The sequence below is a fragment of the Streptomyces sp. NPDC048565 genome (assembly GCF_040650935.1).
Classification (GTDB): domain Bacteria; phylum Actinomycetota; class Actinomycetes; order Streptomycetales; family Streptomycetaceae; genus Streptomyces.
In genome coordinates, this window is record NZ_JBEZIH010000037.1 from 1 (window position 1) to 23,137 (window position 23,137).

Sequence of the window (23,137 nt, forward strand, 5' to 3'; positions counted from 1 at the left end):
ACTGCAGGGGGGACCCTGTGGGAGAGTAGGACGCCGCCGAACAATTATTCCGGGAAAGCCCCGTGCCCTTGTGGCACGGGGCTTTTCTGCGTTCTGAGCGTCTAGGGTCGAACCATGCGCTACGAACTGGTCATCTTCGACAACGACGGCGTGCTCGTCGACAGTGAGCCGATCTCCAACACCGTCCTGGCCGGCTACCTCACGGAGCTCGGTCACCCCACCTCGTACGAGGAGTCCCTCCGTGACTACATGGGGGCCGCCGTCCACCGGGTGCACGACCTCGTGGACGAGCGGACAAGCCAGAAGCTCCCCGCGGACTTCGACGAGGAGCTGCACCGCCGCACTCTCGCCGCCTTCGAGGCGGAGCAGCTGACCGCGGTGGACGGAGTCCAGGAACTGCTGGGCGAGCTCGTCGCCGACGGGGTGGCGTACTGCGTCGCCTCGTCCGGAAGTCACCAGAAGATCGCGGCCGGGCACCGGAAGGCCGGGCTCGACCAGTGGTTCGAGGAGGAGTGGATCTTCAGCTCCGAGGACGTGGGGCGGGGGAAGCCGGCCCCGGACCTGTTCCTGCACGCCGCCGAACGGATGGGCGTCGCCCCCGACCGGTGCGTCGTGATCGAGGACAGCCCCCTCGGCGTCGAGGCGGCCCGTGCGGCCGGGATGGACGTGTACGGATTCACCTCGATGATTCCGGCGGACCGGCTCGTCGGAGCCACCGGGCACTTCTCCGACATGTCGCAGCTGCTGAAACTGCTCGCCTGATCGATCTACCCAGCGGTAGACCGGAGCTCTACGCTCGCGGCCATGACAGATGCGCGGTTGCGGTACGGCAGAGCCTCCCTGGCGCTCAGCTTCCTGGTGCAGGGCGTGACCTTCGCCCTGCTTGTGACGCGCATCCCCGCCATCCAGGACCGGTACGGGATATCCGACGGGCTGCTGCCCGCCTTCCTTGCCGCGGTGCCTGTACTGGCGGGGGGTGCCAGTGTGGCGACGGAGAAGGTCGTCGCACGGGTGCGGCCCGGGATCGTCCTCAGGTGGGCGCAGCCGTTGGTGCTGCTGGCCCTGCTCGGTGTGGGTGCCGGCAGCGAGGTCTGGCAGGTGGCCCTCGCGCTCGGGGCCTTCGGGCTTGGGGTCGGGGCGCTGGACGCCTCGATGAACATGATGGGCGTCAGCCTTCAGCGGGCGTACGGGCGGAGCATCATGCTCGGGTTCCATGCCGCGTACAGCCTGGGTGGCATCGCCGGGGCGTCGATGGCCTGGGCGGGGGCGCACTGGGATCTGTCGCTGCTGGTGTCGTATCTGCCGGTGGTGGTCGTCCTGTTGCCCGCCGCGCTGATCGGTAGCCGGTGGTACACGGGGGGGAAGTCCGGCGGGGGCCCGGTGGGGGCGGAGGAGCCCGGACGGGGTCCGTCCGTGTCGTTCAGGCTGCTGCTGCCGCTGTGCCTGGTGATGGCGTTCGCGTACATCGGGGACTCGACGGTCTCCAACTGGAGCGCGAAATATCTGCAGGACGTGCTCGGCAGTTCGGAGCAGCTGGCGACGGTTCCGTACAACGTCTACATGGTGACGACGCTGCTGGGGCGGGCCGTCGGGGACCTCGGGGTGCGGCGGTTCGGGGCGGTGGCCGTGGTGCGGGGCGGCAGTGTGCTGGCGGCTGTGGGGTTCGGGGTGGTGGCGGTGGCTCCCGGTGCCTGGTGGGGGATGCTCGGCTTCACGCTGCTGGGGCTGGGGCTCTGCGTGATCGTGCCACAGACGTTCGCTGCCGCGGGGCGGATGTTCCCCGGGGCGAGCGATGTGGCGGTGGCCCGGCTGAATGTCTTCAACTACGTGGGTTTCCTCGTCGGCTCGCCGCTCGTGGGGGCGCTCGGGGACGCCTGGAGCTACCGGGGCGCGATGCTGGTGCCGATGGTGCTGGTCCTCGCGACGCTCGTGTACGCCCGCTCGTTCGGATCGGAGCCCGCCCGATACGGTGGCGGGCATGAGCGGGCGAACGCGGCTGATGTGGGATGAGGCAGTAGCGGAGTACGACTTCGGGGCCGACCACCCCATGGATCCGGTCAGACTCGCTCTGACGATGGGCCTGGTGCGGGCGTTCGGGCTCGACGCGTCGGTGGATGTCAGGGCGGCCAGGTCCGCCGGGGACTCCACGCTGCGGCTCGTGCACCGCGAGGACTATGTGGAGGCCGTGAGGGCGGCCTCCGCGGATCCGAGGGCCGCCGACCAGGCGTACGGGATCGGGACGGTCGACGATCCGGCCTTCGGGGGGATGCACGAGGCGTCCGCGCTCATCGCCGGGCTCTCGGTGGGGGCTGCCGAGGCGGTGTGGCGGGGGGAGAGCACGCACGCCGTGAATTTCACGGGTGGGCTGCACCACGCGATGCCGGGGGCGGCTTCGGGCTTCTGTGTGTACAACGATCCCGCGCTCGCCATCGCCCGGCTGCTGGAGCTGGGCGCGGAGCGGGTGGCGTACGTCGATGTGGACGTCCACCACGGGGACGGGGTCCAGGCGGCGTTCTGGGAGGACCCCAGGGTGCTGACCGTGTCGCTGCACGAGCATCCCCGCACGCTGTTCCCGCAGACGGGCTGGCCGGAGGAGACGGGTGCCTCCGGGGCGGGTGAGGGCGGTGCGGTGAACGTGGCGCTGCCGGCGGGTACGGGTGACGCCGGGTGGCTGCGCGCGTTCCACGCGGTGGTGCCTGAGCTACTGGCGGACTTCCGGCCGCAGGTGCTGGTGACCCAGCACGGCGCGGACACGCATTTCGAGGACCCGCTGGCCCATCTCGCGGTGTCGCTGGACGCTCAGCGGGCCGTCATGGAGGCCTGCCACGATCTCGCGCACAGCTTCGCCGATGAGGGGCGCTGGGTGGCGCTTGGTGGGGGCGGTTACGCGGTGGTGGATGTGGTGCCGCGGTCCTGGACCCATCTCGTGGGTATCGCCGCGCATGCGCCGGTGGACCCGGAGTCGGTCATTCCGTCGTCGTGGCGGGACGAGGTCTTCGCGCGTACGCGGCAGTTGGGGCCAGCCAGGATGACGGACGGCCGTACGCCGTCGTGGAAGCCGTGGGAGGACGGGTACGACCCCGCGGACCGGCTGGACCAGGCGGTGCTGGCGACCCGGCGGTCGGTGTTCCCGCTGCGGGGGCTGCTGGCCTGAGAGGGGGCACGGGCCCCCGGACGCGCGGTCGTTACGCCAACGGTGGGGTGGTGACGGGGTTCCGGCCCGTGGGTGCCCGCGGTGCGGCAGCATCGGGAGGGTGTTGAGCACCGGAGCGCTGCGCGCTCATCTGCTGGCGGCCCGGCTCGCCGGGCCCGTGGCCACACCGCGGGAGACGAGTCTGCGGAGTTATCGGCTGTTCGCGGCGAGGGACCCCCGTGTGCTGCTGGGGCTCGATCCTGACCGGGTCTGGGGCGAGCGTGACCTGCTGCGGCTGATGGCCGACAAGTGCGGGGTCTCGGGCGATCCCGATCATGTGTCGGGCCCGGACGTCATCGACCCGGAGCGGACGCTGACCGCGCTGGACGCGTTCGCCGAACGGCTCGCGGGGGCTGTCGAAAGACGGGCTCCGGTGCTGTTCGGCACCGGGCATCCGCACCGGCTGCTGGGGTTCTACGCCGGGCTGGCAGACGCTTTGTCGGCGGCGGGGTGCGCGGTGCTCACCCCCGCGCAGGGCCGATGTGTCGACATAACGACCCGGTTCGGCGTACGCACGTACAACCTCGACTACGTACAAGGCGTCGCTCTGGTGCGCGAACCGGGCGCGTGGGCTCCCGGGAGTGCCACCGGCGCACACACCCACTCGCCGCTCCCGGTTCGGGCCGTGCTGGAGGAGGCGGTGAACAGTCGCGGGGCGCTGCCCGAGCTGGTGGTCGGGGACCACGGATGGGTCTGCGGGGCAGGTCAGCTGGGCATCGAGGCCATCGGTCTGGCGGATACGGATGACCCCGCGCTGTTCGTCGGTGAGGCGGAGGGGCGGGTGTCCGTCGCCGTTCCGCTTGATGACGGAGTGCGTCCGGACTACTACCGCCCTCTTACTCGGTATGTACTCAATCGGGCGTGTCTGTCACAGTAGGCGGCCGATCGTCTCACCTCTTCCCCACTCGCATCACCCGCCCCTAATCTGGGGAGTGAGCGCACAACGACGAAGAGTCACCGGAGGGGAAGCCGGTGCGCGTCTCGTGCGGAAGGTACAGGTGGGTCATGGCTGCTGGCAGCGAGAGGCCTCTCAACGAGGTCAAGTTTCTGACCGTGGCGGAAGTCGCCTCGGTCATGAGGGTGTCGAAGATGACCGTGTACCGATTGGTGCACAGTGGTCATCTGCCGGCGATCAGGGTGGGAAGGTCCTTCCGGGTCCCGGAGCAAGCGGTTCACGAGTATCTCCGAGAGTCCTTCGTGGGGGTGGAGTCGGCCTGACGTCGCCCTCGGATTACGCCCCTCACCCGGTGGCGGGTAGGCTAGGCCGACGTAGGTCGTGTGGGCCCAGACGCCCCGCACCAGTGAAGAAGAAGTGAGCGAGGGTAGTCGTGGGCTCTGTTATCAAGAAGCGGCGTAAGCGGATGGCCAAGAAGAAGCACCGCAAGCTGCTCAAGCGCACGCGCGTTCAGCGTCGCAACAAGAAGTAGGCGAACGCAGTTCGTGAGTCCGAGGCCCTTTCGCCGTACTGGCGGGAGGGCCTCGGTGCATTCCTGGCGGGTGTTCCTCCGACCGGGCCCGCCCGGGGTCATCACAGGGCAACATCCAGCGACTACGGTGACGGCCAGGGGAAGACCCCGCTCGGTGAACGAACGACGGAAGGCGCTGATCTTGGGGAAGATCGTGCTCGTCACAGGCGCGGCCCGGCAGCTGGGAGGCCGTTTCGTGCGGCGCATCCAGCGGGACCCGGGAGTGGACCGGGTGATCGCCGTGGACGCGGTCGCGCCCGGGCATCAGCTGGGCGACGCCACGTTCGTCCAGGCGGACATCCGGCAGTCGGCGATCGCCAGGGTCCTGGCAGAGCACTCCGTCGACACGGTCGTCCACCTGGGCGTGTCGGCGAAGGCACTCGGCGCGGGCGGCCGGACGACGGTCAAGGAGACCAACGTCATCGGCACGATGCAGCTGCTCGGTGCCTGCCAGAAGTCCCCGACCGTGCAGCGGCTCGTGGTCAAGTCCAGCACGAACGTGTACGGCTCCGCCCCCCGCGACCCCGCCGTCTTCACCGAGACGACGCCCCCCAAGTCCCTGCCCAGCGGGGGCTTCGCCAAGGACGCGGTGGAGGTCGAGGGATACGTACGCGGCTTCGCCCGCCGCCGGCCGGACGTGGCCGTGTGCGTGCTGAGGTTCGCGAACATCCTGGGCCCCGAGCCGGATTCGCCGCTCGCCGACTATCTGGCGCTGCCCGTCCTGCCGACGGTCCTCGGGTACGACCCCCGGCTGCAGTTCGTCCATGAGGACGACGTCGTCGACGTACTGGAGATCGCCGCCCGCGAGGCCCGGCGCTCCACGCTGAACAGCGGCACGTTCAACATCGCGGGTGACGGCGTGCTGCTGCTCTCGCAGTGCTCGCGCCGGCTGGGACGGCCGACCGTGCCGGTGCTGCTGCCGGCCGTCACCTGGGTCGGGTCGGCGCTCCGTACGATCGGTATGACGGATTTCTCGCCGGAGCAGATCCGGCTGCTCACCCACGGCAGGGTGGTCTCCACCGTGCAGATGCGCGAGACGCTGGGCTTCCGGCCGAAGTTCACGACGGCCGAGACGTTCGCGGAGTTCGCCCGGGGCCGGGGACCGGGGCTGCTGCCGCCCGAGCGGGTGGGCAGGGCGGTCGGGAGGCTGGCCGGGTCACCGCGCGGCGCGGGACCGTCCGGCAGGACACATTCGACGCACGGCGCCAGGTAGAGGAGCGCGACCGACGATGGCGGACGCCAAGGTCATTCCCTTCGACGACGACCGTTCGCGCTCAGGCGCGGGACGGCGCAGAGGCACGCTTCCGGGTGCGGGCCGGGACCGTACGCCCGCGTCGGCCGGTCCCGCGCCCGTGAGCGCCCTGCCGGGCGGCCAGGTGCCGGAAGGGGCCACCGAGGCCGCCGAAGCCGTCTCCGAGGGCGACAGGGACGCCAGGGACGCCAGGGACGGTACCGGGAGCGGCTGGGACCGGCGGGTCGCGGGCGGGCTCGCGTTTCTCAGGCGCCGGCTCACGGGCGACTACGAGGTCGACGAGTTCGGCTACGACAAGGAACTGACCGACCAGGTCCTCATGTCGATGCTGCGGCCGCTCGCGGACAAGTACTTCCGCGTCGAGGTGAAGGGCATCGAGAACATCCCGTCCGACGGCGGGGCGCTCATCGTGGCCAACCACTCGGGGACGCTCCCGCTGGACGGGCTGATGCTTCAGGTCGCTGTGCACGACAACCACCCGGCCGAGCGGCATCTACGGCTGCTCGCGGCCGATCTCGTCTTCATGCTCCCGGTGGTCAACGAGCTGGCGCGGAAGGCCGGGCACACGCTCGCGTGCGCGGAGGACGCGGAGCGGCTGCTCCAGGGCGGCGAGGTCGTCGGGGTGATGCCGGAGGGCTTCAAGGGCATCGGGAAGCCGTTCGGCGAGCGGTACAAGCTCCAGCGCTTCGGGCGGGGCGGCTTCGTGTCGACGGCGCTGCGGGCCGGGGTGCCGATCGTGCCGTGCTCGATCGTGGGCGCGGAGGAGATCTACCCGATGATCGGCAACTCGAAGACGCTGGCACGGGTCCTCGGGGTGCCGTACTTCCCGATCACGCCGACCTTCCCGTGGCTGGGTCCGCTGGGCGCGCTCCCGCTGCCGACGAAGTGGACCATCCAGTTCGGGGAGCCCATCCCCACGGACGGATATCCGGCGGAGGCGGCGGAGGACCCGATGCTGATGTTCAACCTGACTGACCAGGTGCGGGAACAGATCCAGCACACGCTGTACAAGCTGCTGGTCCAGCGCAGGTCGGTCTTCTTCTGACGACCTGACTGCCTGACGACCTGACTGCCTGACGAAGGGGGCCGTCCGGTCCGGGCAGCCCCCTCCCTCGTGTGGTGATCCCCCTACCGCTCCACGTCCTCGCCGTCGATGCCAAGTCCGGGCAGCAGGCCCGGGAGCAGCGGCGGCAGGGTGACGTCGGGTGCGGGGGACGAGCCGGATGAGTCCCCCGGGGACGACGAGGTGGTGCCGTCCGTGGGGAGTCCGTCCAGCAGGCCGTCCGTGCCGCCGCCGATGAGGCCGTCGGCGGGGCCCTCGGAGCCGGAGGGCTTCGGCGTGGTGCTGTCGCCCGAGGCGCTGTCGTCCGGCGCTGCGGAGGAGGACGGAGCCTTGTGCTCCGGGGCCGCGGAGCCGCGGTCCTCCTGGTTGGGTCCTGCGGGCCGTGCGTCCCCTTCGGCCCCCGGGGTGCGGGGCAGCAGGGACTTCAGCGGTGCGACTTCCTGGTCCATGGCCTCGAAGACGGAGCTGACCTCGTCGCGGACGTCCGTCAGCTGGACAGGCAGCCGGCTGCTGAGGCTGCTCCAGCTCCCTCGGTGCGAGCGGGAGAAGGAGTCCAGCTCCTGGATGGGGCCGATGGCGCCGTCGCGCTCGTAGGCGGTGTGGAGCAGGCGGTGGCCCTCGGTGGCGTCGTGCGTCATGCCGTCGAGGGCGCGTCTGACCTCACCGATCGATTCGTGGTCCATTTCGCCCGAGCGGCCCCGCTCCATGAGTCGGCGGGCTTCGCTCAGACGGGTCGAGGCCTGGTCGAGATAGACCTTGCCCCGGTCGGCGTCGCCGCTGGCCATGCCGAGGCTGATGTCCTCCATGCCGCGCTTGAGCGGGTAGAGGGAATCACCGGGCAGGGCGTCGGAACTGGCAGCGGCCACTCCGCCGAACGCTCCCGCGGCCACACCGACCGTGAGCCCGCCCGCGGTGAGGCCTTTCGCCCAGCGGGAGCGGGGACGCAGCCTCCGGATCGGGGACGCCCGGTGGGTGCCCTTGCCCCGCTGTTCGGGCACGGTAGGGCCCGTGGACGCACCGCCTTCGGCGAACATGGTCTCCATGGCCGCGACGAGCTGGGCTCGCTGCACCACTTTGACCTCGGGATCGAATTCCGGCTCCGGTAGCTCACCGAGGCCGTTCGCCAGGGCCAACAGCGTTCCGTGGTCGGCCGGTTGGGCCGGGTCCTCGGGCTGTACGGCCGCCGCACCCTGGGGGGACTGCTCCTCCAGGGCCTGGGCGAAGGCGTTCGCCCGCCGGTGTGCCGAAACGTTTGCGATCACTGGCGGCACCTCCTCTCGTCATGACGGTCGACTCCCCTGAGGGTCCGGAAGGTTGCCCACCGGAGACGTTTCCACACGATCGAGCGAGTGGAAACGGTCAGGTGTGGCGACAGGGGGCCTGCATCCGGCACAACGAGTGGCGCGGCAGTTGGGTTACGGACTGAGGATGATCCGATCGGTGTGTCACGGACACGTCACGGATGGTGACGTCAGCGGGCGTCGTCCGGTAGAAGTCGCGCGAGTGTTCGCACGGCTCGGTACTGCAAGGTTTTGATCGCGCCCTCGTTCTTTCCCATGACCCGGGCGGTCTCGGCGACCGAGAGACCTTGCAGGAATCTCAGGGTCACGCACTCCTGCTGCTGTGGGTTCAGCCGGCGTACGGCTTGCAGCAGTGCGGCGTTGGAGAGGGATTCCAGGACGGAGTCCTCCGGGCTCCGCGCGACCTCGTTGGCGTCGAGCATCTCGCCGGTGGTCACTTCCAGTCGGAAACGACTGGATTTGAAGTGGTCGGCGACCAGGTTCCGAGCGATCGTGACCAGCCAGGCGCCGAAATCGCGGCCCTGCCAGGTGAAGGTGGAGATGCGGCGGAGTGCGCGCAGGAACGTCTCGCTCGTGAGGTCCTCCGCTGTCGCCTTGCCTCCCACGCGGTAGTAGATGTACCGGTACACGGTGTCGCTGTACTGGTCGTACAGGCGGCCGAAGGCATCGGCCTCACCGGCCTGCGCGCGCTCGACGAGATCCATCATGCGCGCGCTGTCGCTGTCGGCCGTCGGCCGCTTGACGGCAGGTGTGGTCGCAGCGCCGCGGTTGCTGCGTCTTCCGACGGCCGCGCTGCGTTCGGCCAGCGCGTAGCAAGGGCCGGTAGGTACAGGGGTGGCAAATTGTGGGACGGCGTACGCGGTGGGGACGAAGCCGCGCAAGTGGTCGAGGACCGTTGCGCGCAGCGTAGCCAGGCCCGAGGTGTCAACCCCGACGTGTGGGTACACGGGACTCCCAGAGGCAGAGCTTCCATCACGTGCAGTGGAAAGACCATCACGCGTGGTAGTGGGTGACGGGCTTCTTATGCGTCTGAGGAGAATAACGCTTCGTACAGGCGGTGCTACACCCAGTTGCTCAAATCACCGGTTCCGTCGCTTCCGTAACCTCTAAGTGACGAATCAAGTAGCACATCGTGACCGGTTATTGATCGAATAGCTTCGGAATCTGCCTCTGGTGGCGACGGGTTGTGGTCGCCCGCATGTAACGCGACTGGCCGGGGCGATGGGTGTATATGCCGACTGTTCCGCTCTCGATTGGGCGTACGCAGCCGGGCGTGCCGCTTTCGTGTCAGCGGCGGCGGCGGTGGAGCGCCACGGCGGCGGCCGTGCCTCCGGCCAGCGCGCCGACGCCGGCCGCGGCCGGGATGCCGACCTTGGCCGCCTTGCGGCCGGTGCGGTAGTCGCGCAGCCGCCAGTCCAGGGAGCGGGCGTGCTTGCGGAGCTTGGCGTCCGGGTTGACCGCGTACGGGTGGCCGACCAAGGACAGCATGGGGATGTCGTTGTGCGAGTCGCTGTAGGCGGCGCAGCGTTCGAGGTCCAGGCCCTCGGCCGCCGCCAGTGCGCGTACCGCTTCGGCCTTCGCCGGGCCGTGCAGGGGTTCGCCCACCAGCCGGCCGGTGTAGACGCCGTCGACGGACTCCGCGACGGTGCCCAGCGCGCCGGTGAGGCCCAGGCGGCGGGCGATGATCGTGGCGGTCTCCACCGGGGCGGCGGTGACCAGCCAGACCTTCTGGCCGGCGTCGAGGTGCGCCTGGGCCAGGGCGCGGGTGCCGGGCCAGATGCGGTCGGCCATGTACTCGTCGTAGATCTCCTCGCCGATGGACATCAGCTCGGAGACGCGGTGGCCCTTGACGATGGACAGGGCGCTGTCGCGGGCGTCCTGCATGTGCTCGGGGTCCTCGACCCCGGCCAGCCTGAACCAGGCCTGCTGCCAGGCGAACCTGGTGAGTTCGCGCCGCTGGAAGAACTTCCGCTTGTACAGGCCGCGGCCGAAGTGGAAGATCGCGGCGCCCTGCATCACGGTGTTGTCGAGGTCGAAGAAGGCCGCGGCCCTGGTGTCCCCTGCCACCGGGAAGGCGGGCTCCCCGGCTTCCTCGGGGGCGGCCGCCGACTCCTCGGCCTCCTCCGGAAGCGCGGACTTCCGAGCGGCCTCTGCTGCGGCCTCGCCTGCGAGCACGCTGCGTGCCGTGGCGGGGCGCCTGCGGGGGGTGAGCCATCCAAGAGCGGCCATGTCGTGAGCATAGCCATTCTGTTCGGCTGTTCCCGAACCGGCGGGATGCGGTGGTGTGAACTCTCCGGGACCGGGGCGTTAAACGGGTGATCTCGCGCACTTGGTGAACCGCGTCCGTCTCCCCGGGAGGGGCAGAATGGAGGGTATGAGTGCTCTGCTGCGTCGTACGAAGAAGAAGCCCGCGGACCGGGTGGTGACCCTGGTGGGAAAGCCCGGGTGTCATCTCTGTGACGACGCTCGACTCGTGGTGAGCGCGGTGTGCGAGGAGACCGGTGCGTCCTGGGTGGAGAAGGACATCACGCGGGACGAGGCGCTGTACAAGGAGTACTGGGAGCAGATCCCGGTGGTCCTGATCGATGAGGAACAGCACACCTTCTGGCGGGTGGACCCGGCTCGGCTGCGCACGGCGCTGCGTACGTGAGGGGGCTTCTCCGGCGAAACCCGGTTAACATCATGGGCGTTTTGAGTGGTCTCGGGGGCGTGGACATGAGGAGTGTGTACCGTCTTGCCCCCTTCGGACCTGCAGCGGGCCGATGGCGTCCCGGGTTCCGGGAGCACGCAGGGAATATGCGTGACCCCGGTCACTTTGACCAGACAAAACGGACACTATCTTTGTGCACGCGTTCACAAAGACATAGCCTGCTGTCGACGGGGCGGTCATAGGACATACGGCCGCCTGCAGCCCCGCTCATCCCGCAGGAGCACCGTGGCAACTGGCCGAACTCACCGACCGGCGACCCGTAGCCGAGGAATTCCCGAGGCCACCGTCGCCAGGCTTCCGCTGTATCTCCGCGCACTGACGGCGCTCTCCGAGCGCTCGGTTCCCACGGTTTCGTCCGAGGAGCTCGCAGCGGCGGCGGGGGTCAATTCCGCCAAGCTGCGCAAGGACTTCAGCTACCTGGGCTCCTACGGAACGCGCGGTGTCGGATATGACGTCGAGTATCTCGTCTATCAGATCTCCCGTGAACTCGGCCTCACCCAGGACTGGCCCGTCGCGATCGTCGGCATCGGTAATCTCGGCGCGGCCCTCGCCAACTACGGCGGGTTCGCCTCCCGTGGCTTCCGGGTCGCCGCGCTGATCGACGCCGACCCCGCCATGGCGGGTACGCCCGTGGCCGGGATCGCCGTCCAGCACACCGATGACCTGGACCGGATCATCAGCGAGAACGGTGTGTCCATCGGTGTCATCACCACCCCGCCCGGCGCGGCCCAGCAGGTCTGCGACCGGCTCGTCGCCGCGGGTGTGACCTCCATCCTGAACTTCGCGCCGACGGTGCTCTCCGTGCCCGACGGCGTCGACGTGCGCAAGGTCGATCTCTCGATCGAGCTGCAGATCCTCGCCTTCCACGAGCAGCGCAAGGCCGGTGAGGAGGCCGCTGCCGACGGCAGGGCCGTCAGTGACGCCGACGAGAACGAGGCGCCGCCTATGCGCGCCAACCCCGCCGGCCGGAAGGGACCTGACGGGGACATGCCCGCGGTGATGCCCGCATGAGTCTCCTGGTCGTAGGTCTGAGCCACCGCAGCGCTCCCGTCTCCGTGCTGGAGCGGGCGTCGCTGGCTGTCGAGGCCCGGACGAAGCTGCTTCAGGACACCCTCGCCGCGGAGCCCGCGACCGAGGCCGCCGTCCTGGCCACCTGTAACCGCATCGAGCTGTACGCGGACGTCGACAAGTTCCACGCGGGTGTCGCCGAGCTGTCGACCCTCCTCGCGCAGCACAGCGGGGTCGGTCTGGACGAGCTCACTCCTTATCTTTATGTGCACTACGAGGACCGTGCCGTCCACCACCTCTTCTCGGTGGCGTGCGGGCTGGACTCGATGGTCGTCGGCGAGGGCCAGATCCTCGGCCAGATCAAGGACGGGCTCGCGCTGGGGCAGGAGCTCCACACCGCGGGCCGGCTGCTGAACGACCTCTTCCAGCAGGCCCTGCGGGTCGGCAAGCGCGCCCACAGCGAGACAGGGATCGACCGGGCCGGGCAGTCGCTCGTCACCTTCGGTCTCGAACAGCTCGCGGGCGGCGCCGAGGTCACCGGGTGGGCGGCCGGCAAGAGCGCCCTGGTGATCGGCGCGGGCTCGATGTCCTCGCTCGCCGCAGCCACGCTGGCCAGGGCGGGCGTCGGCCGGATCGTCGTCGCCAACCGGACCCGGGCGCGTGCCGACCGGCTCGTCGAGATCCTCGGCCAGGCCGGTGTGACCGAGGCGCGCGCCGTGGAGATGAGCGGCGTCGCGGACGAACTGACACGTGCCGACGTCGTCGTCTCCTGTACGGGCGCGACCGGGCTCGTCCTCACGGCGGAGGCCGTCGCCGACGCGCTCGGCGTCGACTTCGACGCCGCCGCGTGGGTGACCGAGGCCCCGGCCGCAGCCGCGCCGGGCGAGCTCGACCAGCACGCCGCGTGGGTGGAGAACGGTTCCGCCACAGCCGCCGCGCAGGACCGGGCCGTGCGCCGGGTGCCCGTCCGGCCGGCCGTCACCGGACCCGCCAGGCTCCATCTGCTCGACCTCGCGATGCCGCGTGACATCGACGGAGCGGCCCACCGCGTCGCCGGTGTGCGCCTCGTCGACATCGAGTCGCTCGCCGAGGCGTCCGCGGACGCCCCGATGGCCGCCGATGTGGACCAGGTGCGCACCATCGTCGCCGACGAGGTCGCCGCCTTCGGAGCCGCCCAGCGCGCCGCCCACATCACCCCGACCGTCGTCGCCCTGCGCACCATGGCCGCCGATGTGGTGGCCGGCGAGATCGCGCGGCTCGACGGACGCCTTCCCGACCTGGACGAGAAGCAGCGCGCCGAGATCACACAGACCGTGCGCCGCGTCGTCGACAAACTCCTGCACGCGCCCACCGTGCGGGTCAAGCAGCTCGCCAGTGAGCCCGGCGGCGCCGGGTACGCCGATGCGCTGCGTGAACTCTTCGACCTCGACCCGCAGACGGTGGCCGCCGTCTCCCGGGCAGACCTGAACGACCCGAATAGAGGGCGGTCATGACCGACAACTCACCCCTGGGTGGGGAGACCACTACACCGCTCCGGCTGGGCACCCGGCGGAGCAAGCTCGCCATGGCGCAGTCCGGCATGGTCGCTGATGCGGTCCGCGAGGTGACCGGGCGCGCCGTCGAGCTCGTCGAGGTCACCACGTACGGGGACATCTCCCGGGAGCACTTGGCGCAGATCGGCGGGACGGGCGTGTTCGTCGCCGCCCTGCGCGAGGCGCTGCTGAGCGGCGAGGTGGACTTCGCCGTCCACTCGCTCAAGGACCTGCCGACCACGCAGCCCGAGGGGCTCGTCCTGGCCGCGGTGCCGCAGCGCGAGGACCCGCGCGACGCACTGGTGGCGCGGGACGGACTGACCTTCGACCAGCTGCCGTCCGGTGCCCGCATCGGCACCGGCTCGCCGCGCCGCATGGCGCAGCTCAACGCGTACGCCCGCTCGCACGGCCTCGAGATAGAGACCGTGGCGATCCGTGGCAACGTCGATACGCGTATCGGTTTTGTACGAAGCGGGGAGCTGGACGCGGTGGTACTCGCCGCCGCCGGGCTCAGCCGCCTCGGACGCACGGACGAGGTCACCGGCTTCCTGCCGGTCGATGTCGTCCTGCCCGCTCCCGGCCAGGGAGCACTGGCGGTCGAATGCGCTGAAAGCAGCGCGGACCTCGCCGCAGCGCTCGCCGAGCTCGACGACCCGTACACCCGGATCGCCGTGACCGCCGAGCGCGCCCTGCTCAACGCCCTGGAAGCCGGCTGTTCCGCACCTGTGGGTGCGCTGGCCGACCTCATGGTGGATGGGCAGGTTGTCAACGAACTGCGCCTGCGCGGTGTCGTCGGTTCAACCGACGGCACTTCCCTGGTGCAGCTGTCCATCACCGGTCCCGTCCCCACGTCGCACGACGACGCGGCGGCCCTCGGTCGCGAGCTCGCGGCCGAGATGCTTGCCAAGGGTGCGGCCGGTCTTATGGGGGAGCGAGCACTTTGAGCCCCACCGGCCCTGTCGTATCCGACTTCCCTGTCACGTCCTCAGGGCATGTCACCTTCCTCGGCGCCGGTCCCGGCGACCCGGGACTGCTGACCCTGCGCGCTGTCGAGGCGCTTGCGAGCGCGGACGTCCTTGTCGCCGAACCGGACGTTCTCGACGTCGTCCGCTGCCATGCGCGGGCAGGGGTAAGCACGCCTGAGGTGACGGTTGTTGACAAGGCGTCAACAGCCGCCGGGGTCCCTGTCCTCAGGGATGCCGCCAATCTTGTCATGGAGGCAGCGAAGGGCGGGAGGCGGGTGGTCCGCGCTGTTACGGGAGACCCGGGCCTGGACGGCAACACGGGCGCCGAGATGCTCGCCTGTGCTGCCGCGGGTGTGCCCTTCGAGGTCGTGCCCGGCATCGCGAACGTGGTCGGTGTGCCCGCGTACGCCGGTGTACCGCTGCGTGACGCGCAGGGCGCCGATGTGCGCTTCGTCGACGCGCGTACGGCATCGGACCGCTGCTGGTCCGAGGTCGGTGCGAGCGACGCGACGGCCGTCGTCTCCGCCTCGCTCGACTCGGTGGCGGCGGCCGCCGGTGAGCTGGTCTCGGCCGGGCGCAAGCCCGACACCCCGCTCACGGTCACGATCGCCGGGACGACGACGCGCCAGCGCACCTGGACGGCGACCCTCGGGACGATCGCCCAGGTCCTGAAGCAGGCCAAGGTCCTCCCGTCGCCCGACGGGCATCTGCCCGTCATAGCCGTGGTCGGGGAACGCAGCTCCGCCGCCCAGCGCGACCAGCTCGCGTGGTTCGAGTCCAAGCCGCTGTTCGGCTGGAAGGTGCTCGTGCCGCGGACGAAGGAGCAGGCGGCGTCGCTCTCCGACCAACTGCGTTCGTACGGCGCCGTTCCGCACGAGGTGCCGACGATCGCCGTCGAGCCGCCGCGCACGCCCCAGCAGATGGAGCGCGCGGTCAAGGGTCTGGTCACGGGCCGCTACGAGTGGATCGCCTTCACCTCGGTCAACGCGGTGAAGGCCGTACGCGAGAAGTTCGAGGAGTACGGGCTCGACGCCCGTGCCTTCGCCGGGATCAAGGTCGCGGCCGTGGGCGAGCAGACCGGCGCCGCGCTGGTGGACTTCGGTGTGAAGCCGGATCTGATGCCGTCCGGCGAGCAGTCGGCCGCGGGTCTGCTGGACGACTGGCCGCCGTACGACCCGGTCTTCGACCCGATCGACCGGGTGTTCCTGCCGCGTGCCGACATCGCCACCGAGACCCTGGTGGCCGGGCTGATCGAGCTGGGCTGGGAGGTCGACGACGTCACCGCGTACCGCACGGTGCGCGCCTCGCCGCCGCCGGCCGAGACCCGGGAGGCGATCAAGGGCGGCGGTTTCGACGCGGTGCTCTTCACCTCGTCCTCGACCGTCCGCAACCTGGTCGGTATCGCGGGCAAGCCGCACAACGTGACGGTGATCGCGTGTATCGGTCCCGCCACGGCGAAGACGGCGGAGGAGCACGGTCTGCGGGTCGACGTGCTGTCCCCCGAGCCGTCGGTCCACAAGCTGGCCCAGGCGCTGGCGGACTTCGGTGCGCAGCGCCGGGACGCGGCCAAGGAGGCCGGCGACCCGGTGACCCGGCCGAGCGAACGCCGCCCGGGTGCGCGCCGCCGCAGGTCGACCACCTGAGCGGTGTTGCCGTGAGGACGTGCGAGGGCCGGCCGTTTCCTGAGGGAGACGGCCGGCCCTCGCGTGTGCCCGTGGGCTTTTGGGGATCAGTCCGGCTTGCGCCAGACGGAGATGTGCCCGGTGGAGTCCTGCGTGAACGGTTCACCGTCCCAGTCGGCGACCCGGCGTTCCAGCCGGAGTCCGGCGATCCGGGCCATCAGGTCGAGCTCGGCCGGCCAGACGTAGCGCTGTCGGCTCGCGCCCCGGTTGTAGCGGCCGTCGTCCTCGCGGGTGAAGTGGTGCGAGACGAGGGTCTGCTCGACGAGGTCGAAGGTGTCGAAGCCGAGATGCCGCTCGGAGACGTCGAAGGGCACCGCGGCCTGCGTCGGGGGCAGAAGCCGTAGCGGCGGCAGGCCGAGCTCGATGACGAACCGGCCACCGGGCTCCAGGTGGCGCGCGGCGTTGCGGAAGCATTCGACCTGCTCATCCTGGGTGAGCAGGTTTCCGATGGTGTTGTAGACGAGATAGACCAGGGAGAACTCACCGGGGACGGTGGTGGTGGCCATGTCCCCGATGGTCACCGGGAGCCTGTCCTCGTCGATCTTGCTTCGCAGTACGGCTGCCATGGGTGCGGACAGTTCGATTCCCGCCACCGGTACGCCGCGTTCCCGCAGCGGGACGCCGACGCGTCCGGTGCCGATGGCGAACTCCAGGGCCCGGCCGTCCCCGGCGAGGCCGGAGAGGAAGTCGAGGGTCGGTCCGAGGAAGGTGGCGGTGGATCTCGGTGCCTCCTCGGCGTCGTAGCGGTCGGCGGTCGCGTTGTCCCACAGGTCGCTGCTCGTCATGGGCGAGTAGTCTGCCGGGTCACAAGGGGGCTGTCGACGTATTTGTCGGCTCCCCGTGGTGTCGGCCCGCCCGCTTTTTCCGGCTCGGCTGTCGGTAAACCGGTGATGTGTGCGGGTCTAGTCTCGAAGGATGACCGATTACGGAAACTTCCCCGGTTCGCGGCCCCGCCGACTGCGGACGACCCCCGTCATGCGCCGCATGGTCGCCGAGACCCGGCTCGACCCGGCGAATCTGATCCTGCCGGCCTTCGTACGCGAAGGCGTCGACGCGCCTGTCGCCATCTCGGCGATGCCCGGTGTGCAGCAGCACACCCTGGACACGCTGCGGAAGGCCGCCGTCGACGCGGTCGCCGCGGGGGTCTCGGGGATCATGCTCTTCGGTGTCCCGCTGGACGAGAAGAAGGACGCGCGGGGCACGGCGGGGACGGACCCGGAGGGCATTCTCCAGGCCGGTCTGCGCGCGGTGCGGGAAGAGGTCGGGGACGATCTCGTGATCATGTCCGACCTGTGTCTGGACGAGTACACCGACCACGGCCACTGCGGTGTGCTGACGGCGGACGGCCGCGTCGACAACGACGCGACGCTGGAGCGGTACGCCGAGATGGCCCAGGTCCAGGCGGACGCGGGCGCGCATGTGGTGGGCCCGAGCGGGATGATGGACGGCCAGGTCGGTGTCGTCCGGGACGCGCTGGACCAGACGGGCCACGAGGACGTGTCGATCCTCGCGTACACCGTGAAGTACTCCTCGGCCTTCTACGGCCCGTTCCGGGAGGCGGTGGGCTCCTCGCTCAAGGGCGACCGCAAGACGTATCAGCAGGACCCGGCGAACATCCGCGAGTCGCTGCGCGAGCTGTCGCTCGACCTGGAGGAGGGCGCCGACATGGTCATGGTCAAGCCGGCCGGCCCCTACCTGGACATCCTCGCCCAGGTCGCCGACGCGGTGGACGTGCCGGTCGCGGCGTACCAGATCAGTGGCGAGTACGCGATGATCGAGGCCGCGGCGGAGAAGGGCTGGATCGACCGGGACGCGGCGATCCTGGAGAGCCTGCTGGGCATCCGGCGGGCGGGTGCGCGGATGATCCTCACGTACTGGGCGACGGAGGTCGCGCAGCGGCTGGGCCGCTGAGACCGGCCTGGTCCGAACGAAAGACCCTAAGGGATCGCAGATCAGAACAACGTGTTGATGATCTGCAATCCCTTAGGTGACCAGGCCGTGGCGGTAGGCGTAGACGACCGCCTGGACGCGGTCGCGGAGGCCGAGCTTGGTGAGGATGCGTGAGACGAACGTCTTGACGGTCTCGCGGCTGATCACGAGGGCCGCCGCGATCTCGGTGTTGGAGAGGCCGTCCGCGATGAGGCGCAGGACCTCCTGCTCGCGCGGGGTCAGCGGGATGTCCTGCCCCGCCCCGTCGGTGGGCCGGATCCGGGCGGCGTACCGGCCCACCAGCTGGCGGGTGACCTCGGGGTCCAGCAGGGCCGCCCCGGCCGCCACGGTTCTGATGCCCTGCAACAGCCGGTCCGGCGGTGCGTCCTTCAGGAGGAACCCGCTGGCGCCCGCGCGCAGCGCCTCGTAGACGTACTCGTCCAGGTTGAACGTCGTCACCACCAGCACCTTGACCGGGTGCTGGACTCCGGCGCCCGCCAGCAGGCGGGTGGCCGCGATGCCGTCGAGCACCGGCATGCGGATGTCCATCACGACGACATCCGGACGCAGTTCGCCGACGAGGTCGACCGCGGTCTGTCCGTCGCCGCACTCGCCCGCGATCTCCAGATCGGGCTGAGCGTCGATGATCGTCGCAAGACCGGTGCGGATCAGCACCTGGTCGTCGCAGATCAGGACCCGGATCGGTTCGGTCACGCAGTGCTCCCGGCAGGTATACGGACCCGGACGACGAAGCCGCCGTCCGGCTGTCGGCCCGCGTTGAAGTCGCCGCCCAGTACGTCGACGCGCTCGCGGAGCCCGGCGAGGCCTCGTCCGCTTCCGCCGGTGAGGGAGACCTTCGAGGTGGAGCTGTCCGTGCTCACCTCCACGGTGATCTCCCTCTCGCAATGGTGCACCCGGACCGAAGTGGCGCTGCCATGAGCGTACTTGAGGGCGTTCGTGAGGGACTCCTGCACCACCCGGTAGGCGACGAGGTCGGCGCTGCCGGTCGACTCGGCGGGGGTGCCCTCCTCCGTGAACTCGACCGGCTGCCCGGCCCGCCGTGTCTGCTCGACGAGGGTGAGGAGCCTGCCGACGGGCGGCGGTGTGGCCTCGGTGCCGTGGTCGGGGTTGAGGAGGTTGAGCAGGTGCCGCAGGTCGGTGATGGCCCGCCGGCCGGTGTCCGTGACGGCCGTGAGGCTCTGGTCGAGGCGCTCGGGTGCGGCGGTCAGATAGCGTGCGGCCTCCGCCTGCACGACCATCGCCGTCACATGGTGGGTCACGACGTCGTGGAGTTCACGGGCGATGCGGGTGCGCTCGGCGGTACGGGTGTCCTCGGCGACGCGGCGGCGCCGCTCGGCCTCGGCGGCCCGGGTGGTGCGGAGCCATGCCCCGACGCCCCAGGCGAGCGCCACGGCCAGGTAGAACATCACGTACTCGCTCGTCGCCTCGCCGGGACCGAGCTGGTTGAGCGCGACGACCAGCGGGATGTACGCCGCGGAGAAGGCGAGGGCGGTGGCGCGCCTGTGGTGTTCCAGCTGGGACGCCAGGCTGATCAGTGCGATGGGCAACGCGGTGCCCGCGAGCGTGTGGTAGCCGCGGAGCTGGTCGAGGGCGAAGCCGAGCGACACCAGGGTGAAGCAGATGAGCGGCCACCGCTTGCGGCCCGCCAGCGGGAGGCACTGCAGGGAGATGGCGACGACGGCCAGGACGTCGAAGGGGCGGTCCGGCAGGTTCCCGACCATGGTGCCGTGGTTCTGCATGGACGGCAGGAACGACCCGGCGAAGATCAACAGCGCGAGCGGCCAGTACCAGACTGTGGCGCCTGACCGGCGCCACAGTTCGAGGATCCGCGGGAGTCCGATCATCGGGGAAGTGTAGTAGTGGTGGCGGCGACGCGGTCGGCGCGCCGCATGGGGACGAGGTTGCCGCGCCGGTGGGCCAGCCACATGAACGCGGCCGTCAGCAGCACTCCGAACACCACCGAGTACAGGCTTCCTTCAGGTCCGAATTCGCCACCGGTGACCCACTCGGCGCCGGACGTCGTGCTGTCCAGCAGCCCCTGCGGGGTGTTGTTGCCGGAGACCTCGGTGCTGAAGATCCCGCCCGCCGCGAAGTTCCAGCCGAAGTGCAGACCTATGGGCAGCCACAGGTTGCGGGTCGCGACATAGGCGGCGGCGAGCATGCCCCCGGCCTCGATCGTGATGGCGACGGCGCCCCACAGGCTGGCGTTGGGGTTGAGCAGGTGCATGGCGCCGAACAGCACAGCGGTCAGCACCATCGCGATCCAGGTGCCGGTGAACTCCTCGACGATCCGGAACAGGACGCCGCGGATCATCAGTTCCTCCGTCACGGCGGCGGCGGCCATGAAGCCGATCAGTCCAACCGCACCGCTCGGGGAGCCCAGTCCGTGGACCTCGTAGTGCGCGTTGAAGAAGATGTTCGTGATGACCGCGCTGAACAGTGCGAGGCCGATCAGCAGCCCCCGGGCGAAGGCGGGCACCGCACCCTCGCGGGCCACTTCGGTGGACGGGCGGTGCTCGGTCCTGCGCACCACCCATCCGTAGGCGAGCACGGCGAGTACGGAAGTCAGGAGTCCGAGGACGAGTTGCAGCCACGGGTTGTCCTCCACGGCGCCGACGACCTGGCCGCCGATCATGGCGACCAGTACGACGGTCAACAGTTGCCAGACGATCCTCATGAGCACTCCTTCGCCGGTTCCGCGACCAGGGTGCCGCGGCGCCTCGAACGCTACGGACCGGGCGTTCACGAAGCGTCACCTCACGGTGGACACCTGCGCGTAGCTCACATGGGGGACGGGCCACCGGACTGGCTGGTGCCGCATCAGGCAACGTTCGCGGTGCTGCTGGTCGAGGCGGCCGATCTGACCGACTGACGGGCCCGGGGCGCTACGGCCCGTGACGGTCGGCAGAAGTCAGGGCGCGTCGGGGCAGGACCATTTCGAGATTTTCATGGTGCGGAGATCGAAATCGACCTCGATCGATTCCGGCGCACTATTACTCGTCACGCGTGCACTGACGGTATTGGCACCCACTCTACGGGGGGCGCCGACGGTGAAGGTGGTGGTGGCCTCCGCATCCCCACACGTGGCTGCAAGGTCGTCGGCTCCGCGGCCCTCCAGAATGGTTTCTCGCTTCAATGCCGCATCCGTGAAATACACGGCCATCAGCTTCCGCAGCTCCGACGTCGAATGCCGGGTGGCGAAGGCATCCGGCAGAACCGAGTAGTAGGCCCGCATTTTCTCCTGGGCCGCTGATACTCGGGAATCCTCACCGGGGCGGGCTGGATCTGCCGCCGATCGGTCCGCGTCCACGGAATTCCAGTAGGTGCCCGCACCGAGTGCCACCACGACAATCGCCGCAAGGGCGGAAGAACGGGTGCGACGTTGACGGCGTCGGACGCCTCGGCGACGCAACTCCTGTGCGGCCACCGGGCGATCCACCCGGACACTCTCCAACTCGGCGACGCTCTCGGTGAGCCAGGCAGGGCGCTCGCACTCACCGGACATGGTCCACCTCCTGGTCCCGCAGGGGGGAGAGATGGCGGGCGAGGGACATGCGCCCGCGGACCAGCCAGACCCTGATGCTGCCGGCCGGCCAGCCAGTCTCGGCACTTATCTGCTCGACGCTGAGGTCGCACAGGTGATGGAGGACGACGACACTTCTGTGTTTTTCCGGAAGAGTGCGAAGTGCCTCGACGAGAGCGATGCGCTCGGGCGATGGACCTTCGATGTGGCGCTGATCATGATGGCGCTGAATGAGCTGCACACCGCGCCGCAGGCGCCGGAAGCGCGACACGGCGAGCCGCCGGGCCGTGGTGCGGATCCACGCCTCCTGGGAACCGTCGCTCGTGAATATCCCACGCCGACTCCAAGCCCTTACGAACGCCTCTTGGACGACATCCTGGGCCTCCGGCAGATCGCCGGTCATCGCGTAGAGCTGCCGAACGAGCCTGGGGTAGGCCAGTGCGTAGAATTCATCGAACTCCTCTTCGGTCGCGCCTCTCGCCACTCTTCCGCCATTCGTATCCGTCCGCAGAACGGCCAGGGGTCCTCTGTCCGGGAATACGCACGAGCGCTGATCCCCCGCTACAGCGGTTCTCTGTGATCTGTATCACCGCATCTGGGTGTCGCGTCCGGACCTCCGCGCTGCGTAGTCCAGCTGTCCAAGTCGAACCGACAGCAGAGGAACTCCCATGCGCCATGCAGCCCCCCGCAAGTCGAGCAGGTTGGGTACGACGTTCAGGACCGCGGCAGTCAGCGCATTGGCGCTTGGCAGTATGGCGGTGGCAGCGGGGGCGCAGGTCCACGCGTCCGCGGCCGACTCTCACTCCGTGACGGCCGACGATGCGGCGCGCGCGCAGAAGCAGAAGGCCAAGGCGGTCGACGCCGCAGCCGACGAGGCGGCTTCTCACTCCGTGATGGACGATGAAGCGGTGCGCGTCCTGAAGATGAAGGCGGTCGCGGCGTATCACGCGCAGAAGGGCTGATCGGCCTCTCCTGCTACTGGCTGGTGTCCGACGAAGGATCCCGGACGGCGCGTCACATCACAACAGACAGACGGTTGCCTGATACGGCACTGAAGTCCCGCGCGAAGGGCGCGGGACTTCAGACGCGTTCCGTGAGGCGCTTGAGCGTCGCGAGGTCGGCCGACACGGCCTCCGCGTCGCGCCGGAACGCGTCGGCGCTCATGTCGGGCCGGCGCCGCAGGGTGAACACGACCTCGCAGCCGTCGCCGTCGGCGATCACCCGCACCGGGTTGTAGACGCTCTCGCCCGTCGGCAGTGTCACGTGGTGGTCGAGCACGCCGAATTCGTTCCTGGGCGCGAAGTCGACCACGACCTGGCCCATGGGCGAGTCGGCGACCCACCGCCCGTCCGTCTCCTCGATCGAGGCGCTCAGCCCCGCCGCCCACTCGGGCAGACGGGACGGGTCCGACGCGTAGGCGTAGACCTCGCCGACGGGGCGGTCGATGTGGATGCTGACGTGACGGGATTCGGCACCGGGGGTAGTCATGGCC

General features: G+C 69.8%; 25 protein-coding genes. 15 read left to right on the forward strand and 10 right to left on the reverse strand.

All coding sequences use genetic code 11. The features are described from left to right. Positions 1-114: 114 nt before the first annotated feature. The 8 genes from AB0C75_RS32740 to AB0C75_RS32775 all read left to right on the forward strand — a co-directional run bounded on the left by AB0C75_RS32740 (position 115) and on the right by AB0C75_RS32775 (position 6,956). A complete protein-coding gene (locus AB0C75_RS32740) occupies positions 115-762 on the forward strand; it encodes an HAD family hydrolase (protein ID WP_362895661.1) in 648 nt (215 codons plus the stop codon). Between the two features lie 42 nt (positions 763-804). Continuing rightward, positions 805-2,010, forward strand: a complete 1,206-nt coding sequence (locus tag AB0C75_RS32745; protein WP_362895663.1) for an MFS transporter — start codon at positions 805-807, stop codon at positions 2,008-2,010. Further along, positions 1,979-3,154 carry an acetoin utilization protein AcuC gene (locus AB0C75_RS32750; RefSeq protein ID WP_362895665.1) on the forward strand — a complete coding sequence of 392 codons (1,176 nt, stop codon included), beginning with the start codon at positions 1,979-1,981 and terminating at the stop codon, positions 3,152-3,154. The genes AB0C75_RS32745 and AB0C75_RS32750 overlap by 32 nt, the downstream gene beginning before the upstream one ends. A gap of 100 nt (positions 3,155-3,254) precedes the next feature. Next, positions 3,255-4,070 carry a phosphatase gene (locus AB0C75_RS32755; protein WP_362895667.1) on the forward strand — a complete coding sequence of 272 codons (816 nt, stop codon included), beginning with the start codon at positions 3,255-3,257 and terminating at the stop codon, positions 4,068-4,070. A 128-nt stretch (positions 4,071-4,198) separates the two neighbouring features. After that, a complete protein-coding gene (locus AB0C75_RS32760) occupies positions 4,199-4,411 on the forward strand; it encodes a helix-turn-helix domain-containing protein (RefSeq protein WP_014046653.1) in 213 nt (70 codons plus the stop codon). A gap of 110 nt (positions 4,412-4,521) precedes the next feature. After that, positions 4,522-4,620: an AURKAIP1/COX24 domain-containing protein gene (locus tag AB0C75_RS32765; protein WP_003948845.1), complete on the forward strand. Its 99-nt coding sequence runs from the start codon at positions 4,522-4,524 to the stop codon at positions 4,618-4,620. Positions 4,621-4,801: 181 nt separating this feature from the next. Next, positions 4,802-5,872, forward strand: coding sequence for an NAD-dependent epimerase/dehydratase family protein (locus AB0C75_RS32770; RefSeq protein WP_362895750.1), 1,071 nt, complete (start codon positions 4,802-4,804; stop codon positions 5,870-5,872). A 16-nt stretch (positions 5,873-5,888) separates the two neighbouring features. Then, complete coding sequence (locus AB0C75_RS32775) at positions 5,889-6,956, forward strand: lysophospholipid acyltransferase family protein (protein ID WP_362895669.1); 1,068 nt, start codon at positions 5,889-5,891, stop codon at positions 6,954-6,956. 83 nt (positions 6,957-7,039) lie between these two features. Here the strand turns inward: AB0C75_RS32775 and AB0C75_RS32780 are convergent, their stop codons facing one another. The 3 genes from AB0C75_RS32780 to AB0C75_RS32790 all read right to left on the reverse strand — a co-directional run bounded on the left by AB0C75_RS32780 (position 7,040) and on the right by AB0C75_RS32790 (position 10,504). Next, positions 7,040-8,236 (reverse strand): DUF5667 domain-containing protein, encoded by a 1,197-nt coding sequence (locus AB0C75_RS32780; protein ID WP_362895671.1) that lies wholly within the window; start codon positions 8,234-8,236, stop codon positions 7,040-7,042. 209 nt (positions 8,237-8,445) lie between these two features. Further along, positions 8,446-9,222 carry an ECF subfamily RNA polymerase sigma factor, BldN family gene (locus AB0C75_RS32785; protein ID WP_362895673.1) on the reverse strand — a complete coding sequence of 259 codons (777 nt, stop codon included), beginning with the start codon at positions 9,220-9,222 and terminating at the stop codon, positions 8,446-8,448. A gap of 340 nt (positions 9,223-9,562) precedes the next feature. Continuing rightward, the gene (locus AB0C75_RS32790; RefSeq protein WP_362895675.1) at positions 9,563-10,504 is read right to left on the reverse strand and encodes an HAD-IB family hydrolase; all 942 of its coding nucleotides are present in this window, start codon (positions 10,502-10,504) and stop codon (positions 9,563-9,565) included. 145 nt (positions 10,505-10,649) lie between these two features. On the opposite strand from AB0C75_RS32790, the gene AB0C75_RS32795 reads away from it, so the two are divergent. From AB0C75_RS32795 to AB0C75_RS32815, 5 genes are all read left to right on the forward strand, one after another. Then, a complete protein-coding gene (locus tag AB0C75_RS32795; RefSeq protein WP_362895677.1) occupies positions 10,650-10,925 on the forward strand; it encodes a glutaredoxin family protein in 276 nt (91 codons plus the stop codon). Between the two features lie 285 nt (positions 10,926-11,210). Continuing rightward, on the forward strand, positions 11,211-11,996 hold the full coding sequence (locus tag AB0C75_RS32800; RefSeq protein WP_362895679.1) for a redox-sensing transcriptional repressor Rex: 786 nt from the start codon (positions 11,211-11,213) through the stop codon (positions 11,994-11,996). Further along, positions 11,993-13,486: a glutamyl-tRNA reductase gene (locus AB0C75_RS32805; protein WP_362895681.1), complete on the forward strand. Its 1,494-nt coding sequence runs from the start codon at positions 11,993-11,995 to the stop codon at positions 13,484-13,486. The genes AB0C75_RS32800 and AB0C75_RS32805 overlap by 4 nt, the downstream gene beginning before the upstream one ends. Then, positions 13,483-14,469, forward strand: a complete 987-nt coding sequence (gene hemC, locus AB0C75_RS32810; protein WP_362895683.1) for a hydroxymethylbilane synthase — start codon at positions 13,483-13,485, stop codon at positions 14,467-14,469. Before AB0C75_RS32805 ends, hemC begins: the two co-directional genes overlap by 4 nt. After that, positions 14,466-16,133: a bifunctional uroporphyrinogen-III C-methyltransferase/uroporphyrinogen-III synthase gene (locus AB0C75_RS32815; protein WP_362895685.1), complete on the forward strand. Its 1,668-nt coding sequence runs from the start codon at positions 14,466-14,468 to the stop codon at positions 16,131-16,133. Before hemC ends, AB0C75_RS32815 begins: the two co-directional genes overlap by 4 nt. Positions 16,134-16,219: 86 nt before the next feature. On the opposite strand, the gene AB0C75_RS32820 is transcribed toward AB0C75_RS32815, so the two are convergent. After that, positions 16,220-16,957, reverse strand: a complete 738-nt coding sequence (locus AB0C75_RS32820; protein WP_362895687.1) for a class I SAM-dependent methyltransferase — start codon at positions 16,955-16,957, stop codon at positions 16,220-16,222. Between the two features lie 130 nt (positions 16,958-17,087). Here AB0C75_RS32820 and hemB point away from each other — a divergent pair, with 130 nt between their 5' ends. Beyond that, positions 17,088-18,083 (forward strand): porphobilinogen synthase, encoded by a 996-nt coding sequence (gene hemB, locus AB0C75_RS32825; protein WP_362895688.1) that lies wholly within the window; start codon positions 17,088-17,090, stop codon positions 18,081-18,083. A 72-nt stretch (positions 18,084-18,155) separates the two neighbouring features. On the opposite strand, the gene AB0C75_RS32830 is transcribed toward hemB, so the two are convergent. From AB0C75_RS32830 to AB0C75_RS32850, 5 genes are all read right to left on the reverse strand, one after another. Beyond that, entirely contained in the window at positions 18,156-18,815 is a 660-nt protein-coding gene (locus AB0C75_RS32830) for a response regulator transcription factor (RefSeq protein ID WP_362895690.1), read from the reverse strand. Continuing rightward, complete coding sequence (locus tag AB0C75_RS32835; RefSeq protein ID WP_362895692.1) at positions 18,812-19,966, reverse strand: histidine kinase; 1,155 nt, start codon at positions 19,964-19,966, stop codon at positions 18,812-18,814. Before AB0C75_RS32835 ends, AB0C75_RS32830 begins: the two co-directional genes overlap by 4 nt. Then, positions 19,963-20,799: a type II CAAX endopeptidase family protein gene (locus AB0C75_RS32840; protein ID WP_362895694.1), complete on the reverse strand. Its 837-nt coding sequence runs from the start codon at positions 20,797-20,799 to the stop codon at positions 19,963-19,965. The genes AB0C75_RS32835 and AB0C75_RS32840 overlap by 4 nt, the downstream gene beginning before the upstream one ends. Before the next feature lie 234 nt (positions 20,800-21,033). Beyond that, positions 21,034-21,627: a hypothetical protein gene (locus AB0C75_RS32845; RefSeq protein ID WP_362895696.1), complete on the reverse strand. Its 594-nt coding sequence runs from the start codon at positions 21,625-21,627 to the stop codon at positions 21,034-21,036. Then, positions 21,617-22,048, reverse strand: coding sequence for a sigma-70 family RNA polymerase sigma factor (locus AB0C75_RS32850; protein ID WP_362895752.1), 432 nt, complete (start codon positions 22,046-22,048; stop codon positions 21,617-21,619). Before AB0C75_RS32850 ends, AB0C75_RS32845 begins: the two co-directional genes overlap by 11 nt. Before the next feature lie 403 nt (positions 22,049-22,451). Here AB0C75_RS32850 and AB0C75_RS32855 point away from each other — a divergent pair, with 403 nt between their 5' ends. Then, positions 22,452-22,607 (forward strand): hypothetical protein, encoded by a 156-nt coding sequence (locus AB0C75_RS32855; protein WP_362895698.1) that lies wholly within the window; start codon positions 22,452-22,454, stop codon positions 22,605-22,607. A 118-nt stretch (positions 22,608-22,725) separates the two neighbouring features. Here the strand turns inward: AB0C75_RS32855 and AB0C75_RS32860 are convergent, their stop codons facing one another. Next, on the reverse strand, positions 22,726-23,133 hold the full coding sequence (locus AB0C75_RS32860) for an SRPBCC family protein (RefSeq protein ID WP_362895700.1): 408 nt from the start codon (positions 23,131-23,133) through the stop codon (positions 22,726-22,728). Positions 23,134-23,137: the final 4 nt, after the last annotated feature.